This is a genomic window from Burkholderia sp. 28_3, from assembly GCF_003253915.1.
Lineage (GTDB): Bacteria > Pseudomonadota > Gammaproteobacteria > Burkholderiales > Burkholderiaceae > Burkholderia > Burkholderia cenocepacia.
This window is the reverse complement of record NZ_QKZF01000062.1, coordinates 1-6,556: the sequence shown is the minus strand read 5'-3', so window position 1 is coordinate 6,556 and position 6,556 is coordinate 1. Positions and strand designations below refer to the sequence as shown.

Here is a 6,556-nt window from a genome sequence, read left to right as displayed (position 1 = left end):
CACGATCTCACGTGATCCTCACGGAACTCCCCAAGCTCTCACATCATGCCCCATGCGCGCGCGAATATGGAACTGGTCGCGCCGAGCCGCTTACGTGATTCGCGCGTGATCGACGAATTCATGCACTGGACGCTGCTACGTATCGACGTGACGCGCAACACCGCGGAAGACACTGCGATGCTGCGGCGCTTCGGATTGTTCGGGCCGCCGGCACTGATTTTCTACGGCAAGGAAGGCCGGCTGGCGCCCGACGCGCAACTGGTTGGATTCGTCAGCGCCGATACGTTTCTCGCGCATCTGCGACGATGGAACCGATGAGCCGCTCCAGGCGCTGACCGGCGCCCGTGTCGCAACCGGCGTCCCGTCGGCACGATTTTCACCGCCGTGAGGGCGCGGCGTCGAGATCCGAAGCCGGAGTTTCACGGCCGACGAGACGACGTGCTGCGCATGGTCGCGGATAACGTCCTGATGTCGCGGTAAAAATCGACCATGGTTTGCAACCTCTTTCTGGTCAAGGAACCACCGGTTTCATCGTATGGATGCTGTAGAAACCGGTGACCGGGATGACCGCAACGACACCGTCGCCGGGCGCGCCGACGTGCGTCACTCGCATGATGGCCTCGATGAGCGCGTCGGCGTCCGATGCTCGCGTGAAGATCTCGATTTTCAGGTGTTCGGTTTCCCAATGTTTGGCATAGGGATTCAGGTGTGCGCCGAAGCCCTTTACTTTAGTGATCGTGACGCCGTGTGTATCAATCGAGTGGATCTCTTTCTCGATCGCATCGAGCGTTTCTGGTCGAACGATCGCGACAACGCATTGTGTTTCCATGGTCTGCTCCCGGTGGTTTTGAGCGATCAGGCTCGCTTCATGTAGGCGCTACACCAGCCTTTCGCGCTGACCCGCTTGCCGCCAAACACCGTGCACGGTGCCGCGGTGTCGCCGGTCTTGCCCTGAAAGAACTGGCAGCTCGCACACGCTTGTCCAGCCTGAAACTTTGGAAATTTCGTCCTGTCGACCTTGCTCGCGTCCGTCTTGTAGCCGAGCGCGACGGCATTCGCGTCGCTTTCCTGCACGACGCCGGCATCCGCCTGCGCGTGCCGGCCGAACGTCGCCACCGAGGCAAGTCCGGCGGCGACCGAAATGAATGTGCGGCGGGTGATCCTCACGATTGACCTCCTATGGCGTTGCTTTGAGCCGAGCCCTGCAGGCGAAGCGTTCCGCTATCGCTCGACCAGATAGTTGCGCATCAATCCCGAGTCCTCGTGCTCGAGCATGTGGCAGTGGTACAGGTACATGCCAGTGCGTTCTCCGAAATAAACAAGCAGACGCACGCGTTCGCCGGGCATCATGAACACGGTGTCCTTCCATCCGTCATCGACATAGCCATCCGACAGCGTGTGGCGCGCGCCGGCGAACTCCGCATCGACCACGCGGTCGAGCACGCGGAACTGCACGCCGTGCACGTGCATCGCGTGCGCCATCAGCATCATCGATTCGTCGTTGCGGAATTCCCAAATTTCGGTCGTGCCGGCCTTGACGGTTTCCGCCGGCGCTACGCCGTCCATCTCGAATCGTCGGCCGTCGATGCCCCACGTCATCATGCCCATCGTGATGCCGAACGCGCGCGGCTGCATGAAGTTGATCGCGTCACGCGGGTGAGCGACGGGAACTCGCGCCAGCGTAGCGGGCAAGCCGTCGTTCGTGTGTTCGCGGCGAACAACCTTGACGGTCAGGACCGGAAAGCGTGCACCCAGCGGCAGCCGGGTACGCGTCATCATTCCCCCCATGGCGACGTCGCCGGAGAACGTTTGGCTCTGCAGCGTCAGGACAGTGCCGATCGGCTTGCCGCTGAAATCCACCCAGAGGTCAAGCCGTTCGGCCGGTGCCAGGGTCACATAGGACCGCCGCAGCGGGCGGTCGAGCAGGCCGCCATCGGTTCCAATGACGGTCAGCGGAGAACCGTCGTGCCAAGCGAGTTTGTAGATGCGGCTATTCGATGCGTTCAGGAAACGCAACCGGTAGGCCCGTGTGGCGACCGGTAGCACGTAGTCGGGCCGGCCGTTGACGAGAATCCGGTCGCCGAGGAAACCCATCATCTGCACCATCATGTCGGCCATGCCGCCTTGCCCGCCGTTCATCATGCCGCGGCCCATCATTCCACCGCCCATCATGCCCCGGTTGCCCATCATCCCGCGACCACCCATCATTCCACCGGATTGCTGCGACAGATAGACAAGCTGGTTGTCGTCGTCAAATGTGCGGTCCTGAATCATCAACGGCACGTCGTAGCTGCCGCGGGGCAGGGGAAGGGCGGCATCTTCCTCGTCATCGACGATCAGAAGGCCCGCCTGGCCGTGATAGATCTGCGCACCGGTGCGGCCATCCGGATGTGCGTGAAACCAGTACGTCCCTGCGCGATTCAGGACGTCGAATTCGTACACGTAGCGCTGTTTCGTGGCGATCGCATCGCGCGGGTGCCCGTCCATCGATGCGGGCACGAGCAAGCCGTGCCAGTGGACAATCGTTGGTTCAGGCAGGTCATTGACGAATTCGATTCGCACTTTCTGTGTCCGGCGTACGTGCACAACTGGCGCGTAGCCGTCGGAGACGAACCACAAGGCGTGTGGATCGCCGTGCGTGACTTTTCCGTCATAACGCCATACGCCTGTTGCGGGGCCGCGCAACAGGTTCAGCCGATCCGGCCGCGCATGCAGTTCGATCGACACATCGGGGATGAAAGGCGTGCCGGCGGCACGCGCATTCGGCTGTAGAAGCGTCGCAAGCGGCCGGGGGCCGACGGCAATCACAGTGGATGCGAGCGACGCTCGCAATAGCGTACGGCGCGTGATGCGGTCGATCGTCGTCATCGTTCATCTCCGTGACAGGATGCGTGCATCAATGTACGGGTCGCGCAGGCATGTCGTGGGCCGCGCGCGAGGCATTCCGACTATCCCTTTGGTGCCCATTTCGCATCGACCGCCGCTTGGATGCGTCCCGCGTCGGTGATCCCTTTGCGCTTCATGTCGAACGCAATCTCCGCCGTGCCGCGGCAAACCGGGCAGGAAACGGCCATCTTGTCCTCGAAGCACTGGAGGTTCGAGCGATGTTCGCCGGTGTTTTCGCAACCGCACCAGCAATACAGTTGATTGAGGGTCGCGGGGATTTGCGTGGCCACCCAATACGCATGGCGCGTTTCGGGATCCGCGAATTGCTCGGGCGCGAGCACGCGTGACGCGTCGTGGCGCCCGCTCGGGACAATGCGCAATCCGTTGGGCCTTAACATGCCGACACGCCAGTTGGATTCACGCGTTGCCGAAGTCGAAGCCGGCGCACTGGCTCGAACACCCGGGCGTCTCGACGTAACGACCTCGAAGAGTATCGATGATGCGCCTGCCGCCAGGAAGGTCGGCACGACCCAGAACAGGATGCGCCGACGATTGCGGTCAATGCGGCTTGTCGCGCTGCGGCGAGACTGCGTTGGTGGTGTTCGATCAGGTTGATTGCGTTTCATATCGCGTATCTGCTGCAACGGGTTGCCATGCTGGGGCGACGGGCATCGACACCGCAACCATTGAATTCGGTTCATGCAAGCCGCACTGGGCAAGCTAGTTGGGATGCTGACGAATGCGCCCTGTGCCTCGAACTCATGCCAAGTTGCGCTTGAACGCGCGCGTTACGGCACAGAAGGCATTTTCACGGCGACATGGACGAGCGTACCCGGGGGGCGGGATGGAACCGCGAGGAATCAGGCTGCTCGAGGAGGGCGCTGGAGCGGCTCCGGCGCGTACTGGGTGATCAGTACACTGTTCCTGGGTGCGTAGGGGCTGGGCGCGGCAACGGGTTGAAACGTCAGCGGCACGGATGCCATGAAAACTATTCCGCAGGACAGTCCGCCCATCGTCGTGCGACATGCGGCGCTGGCGTCTGCGATGTGCGTTTTCGTGTCATGCACCATCTTGCATGGCTGCGCATTGCACGCGTGTCGGGCCTGGATATCGGATACCGGGAACATGGCCGGGCAAGCCGAGCCCGTCGCCGGGTAGCCGAGAATCGGCAACCATGCGATCAGCACGATGGCGACAAGGCGAGACAGGAATTTCATGGAATCCAGTATAGGCGACGTCAGTCGTCGCGGTCACTGCGGGGCGGACCCTATTCGGATGCCATTGGAAGGTCTGACATGGCATGGCCGTTTCGAAAGAATCGTAGACATACCGGCGCCAAATTTCGACGGACTGACCGCCGGAAACTGTTCGCGCCATCCTTCCTTTTGTTGGAAGGCATATAGTAAGCTGAATGATCTCGGACGTGCGCGGGGTCGGATGCACCGCGTCATCGCGGAACGGGACGACGCCTCGTATTCCTTTGATTTGTTGGGAGAGTCATGAACATTGGGCAAGCCGCGGCGGCTGCAGGTGTGTCCGCGAAGATGATTCGCTATTACGAGAGTATCGGGCTTGTTGGAACCGCCGGGCGTACCGACAGCGGATACCGTATCTATCGGGAAGACGACGTCCAGGTGCTGCGCTTCATCCACCAGGCGCGCACGCTCGGCTTCCCAATCGAACAGATTCGGCAACTGCTTTCGCTGTGGCAGGATCGGGGGCGCGCAAGTGCAGAGGTCAAGGCTATCGCGGTGCAACATATCGCCGATCTCGATGCACGCATCGCGGAATTAGTCGAGATGCGAGATAAGCTTGCGCACCTCGCGCGCCATTGTGCGGGGGACGAGCGGCCGACGTGCCCGATCCTGGACGGGATCGGTGGCGAGCGGCAGATGGTGACTTCAGGAAAATGTTCGGCGAACCCTCCCGAACTGCCGACAAAACCCTGAGGCAAACGCCACGCGCTGTCAGACAGAGGCAGCGCCGTCATGCGTCGCCACTTTCGTCCCGACCGATGACGAGGTGGATCGACGACGGAAACATGAATTTCGGCACGTCGAGATTTTGGGGTGCGGGTTTGTTCTTGAATACGCGCCCGGCCAGGTCGTAAGTCGAGCCGTGACAGGGGCAGAGGAAACCGCCGGGCCAGTCGTTGGGCAAATTAGCCTGCGGGCCCGGTTGAAATCGTGCGGTGGGTGTACACCCGAGGTGCGTACAGACGCCAATGAGCACCAGGATATTCTTGCGCTCCGCTCTGGAACGATATTCGTTTCGGCAGTAGCTCGGCAGAGGCATCGAAAAGGGATGCCGGGTAGCAGGATCGGCGACCTGGGAATCGGACGAAACAACTGTGGCCAGCATCCCATCCGTTCGGTTCACGACGAACACGGGCTTGCCGCGCCATGCGGCGGTGAGGCTTTCTCCCGGCTTGAGCCCCGCGATGTCGACGTCGACCGGTGCACCCAGCCCTTTGGTCTTTTCCGACGGCGCCAGCGATTCCAGAAAGGGGACGGTGGCGGCCACCATCCCGATTCCACTCGCGGTCGTTGTGGCGACCAGCCAGCGTCGGCGAGACGTATCGACCCTGACGAGTTGTTCGTCGTTCATCACACACTCCGTAATTCCGCGCCTGACTCAAGTTGGAGTGGCGTCGGTAACCTGCGGTTCTCAAATACCTTGATCGTGACTGCTCGCGACCGGCTGGCCATTGAACGGGTGCGCCGATCGCTCGCCACACAAAGGCGGCTATCGTGTGGCGAGGGCGGCGAAGCCGTCGTGGTGCTTACTTTCCTGCCGTGGTGACTTGATTCGTTGACTGCCACCAGCTTTCTGCGATCTTGAATCGCATCAGGTTGCGTTCAATCGTCACCGGCCCGGGCGGGTAGTCGGCATTTCCGCTTGGGACGAATCCGGCACGTTCAGCCTGCACGAGTTCTGCGTAGACCTCGGTGCGCGTCTTGCCCTGCGCGCTGATGCCGACGGGGAGTGGCAATCGGGTCTCGGTCCGTACGGCCGTCGTGGAAACTTGCTCCAGTGGAACTGACGATGCGATCGTCACCGCGTTGGACGGATGCTGCGTATAGTCCTGGCCACGCGGCCCACCGCCGCCAGCGATCACAGATACCGATACGGATGCCATCAGGACTGCAAAAGCGGCACGATTGATGAAGGAAAAGCGGTTCATCTTGAACTCCTGGGAACTTGGTTCGATGTCGAGCGCCTTGGACGACGACATCGAGGTATGGTTTTCGCATGCACGCCCGTCAGGGATCTGGTCATCATTTCAGTTGTATGGCGCCGCCGGTGTACCGGCGGCGTCATACTCCGGAGCGGATGGCCGCTTCCCGACCTATCGCGGCACGACTATTGCGCTGTGGTCAACCCGCTCGTCCCCCACGCATGCTGGATCTGCTGAAACCGGATACGGTTGCGTTCGATCGCCGTCGCACTGATCGGATAATCGTTTTTGAGCACGGGGAGCATCCCTGCTTCTTCGGCCTGCAACAATTCACCGCGAACGTCCGCACGGGTCTTGCCTTGGGCACTCGGAGCGGCATCAGCGGTGCTCGATTGGGTTAGAGACGGTTTCATAAAGACTGATCGGCCCGCCGAAGGGTATTCCAGCAGATCAGACAGCAACCGAGTTTGAGGAACGCGCCGTGAATGTCTG

At 61.3% G+C, this 6,556-nt stretch carries 10 protein-coding genes; 2 read left to right on the top strand and 8 right to left on the bottom strand.

Annotated elements, in window-relative coordinates; translation table 11 throughout:
- The first annotated feature begins 105 nt into the window (after positions 1 to 105).
- Positions 106 to 318 (top strand): hypothetical protein, encoded by a 213-nt coding sequence (locus tag DFS13_RS39415; RefSeq protein WP_223821135.1) that lies wholly within the window; start codon positions 106 to 108, stop codon positions 316 to 318.
- 193 nt (positions 319 to 511) lie between these two features.
- Here DFS13_RS39415 and DFS13_RS39410 read toward each other — a convergent pair whose 3' ends face one another.
- The 5 genes from DFS13_RS39410 to DFS13_RS40120 form a co-directional block, all read right to left on the bottom strand.
- Positions 512 to 829, bottom strand: coding sequence for a P-II family nitrogen regulator (locus DFS13_RS39410; protein WP_027810168.1), 318 nt, complete (start codon positions 827 to 829; stop codon positions 512 to 514).
- Positions 830 to 855: 26 nt separating this feature from the next.
- The gene (locus tag DFS13_RS39405; RefSeq protein ID WP_027810167.1) at positions 856 to 1,167 is read right to left on the bottom strand and encodes a high-potential iron-sulfur protein; all 312 of its coding nucleotides are present in this window, start codon (positions 1,165 to 1,167) and stop codon (positions 856 to 858) included.
- A gap of 54 nt (positions 1,168 to 1,221) precedes the next feature.
- On the bottom strand, positions 1,222 to 2,868 hold the full coding sequence (locus DFS13_RS39400) for a multicopper oxidase family protein (RefSeq protein WP_027810166.1): 1,647 nt from the start codon (positions 2,866 to 2,868) through the stop codon (positions 1,222 to 1,224).
- Between the two features lie 80 nt (positions 2,869 to 2,948).
- On the bottom strand, positions 2,949 to 3,512 hold the full coding sequence (locus DFS13_RS41105; protein WP_223274497.1) for a PCYCGC domain-containing protein: 564 nt from the start codon (positions 3,510 to 3,512) through the stop codon (positions 2,949 to 2,951).
- Positions 3,513 to 3,746: 234 nt separating this feature from the next.
- Positions 3,747 to 4,103, bottom strand: a complete 357-nt coding sequence (locus DFS13_RS40120) for a hypothetical protein (RefSeq protein ID WP_039362793.1) — start codon at positions 4,101 to 4,103, stop codon at positions 3,747 to 3,749.
- A gap of 282 nt (positions 4,104 to 4,385) precedes the next feature.
- Between DFS13_RS40120 and cueR the strand changes: the two genes are divergently transcribed.
- Positions 4,386 to 4,835: a Cu(I)-responsive transcriptional regulator gene (gene cueR, locus DFS13_RS39390; RefSeq protein WP_027810165.1), complete on the top strand. Its 450-nt coding sequence runs from the start codon at positions 4,386 to 4,388 to the stop codon at positions 4,833 to 4,835.
- Positions 4,836 to 4,872: 37 nt separating this feature from the next.
- Here cueR and petA read toward each other — a convergent pair whose 3' ends face one another.
- The 3 genes from petA to DFS13_RS39375 form a co-directional block, all read right to left on the bottom strand.
- Positions 4,873 to 5,493 (bottom strand): ubiquinol-cytochrome c reductase iron-sulfur subunit, encoded by a 621-nt coding sequence (petA, locus tag DFS13_RS39385; RefSeq protein WP_027810164.1) that lies wholly within the window; start codon positions 5,491 to 5,493, stop codon positions 4,873 to 4,875.
- Between the two features lie 175 nt (positions 5,494 to 5,668).
- Positions 5,669 to 6,121: a DUF4148 domain-containing protein gene (locus DFS13_RS39380; protein WP_050068885.1), complete on the bottom strand. Its 453-nt coding sequence runs from the start codon at positions 6,119 to 6,121 to the stop codon at positions 5,669 to 5,671.
- Between the two features lie 128 nt (positions 6,122 to 6,249).
- Positions 6,250 to 6,477 carry a DUF4148 domain-containing protein gene (locus DFS13_RS39375; protein ID WP_080353693.1) on the bottom strand — a complete coding sequence of 76 codons (228 nt, stop codon included), beginning with the start codon at positions 6,475 to 6,477 and terminating at the stop codon, positions 6,250 to 6,252.
- Positions 6,478 to 6,556 lie beyond the last annotated feature (79 nt).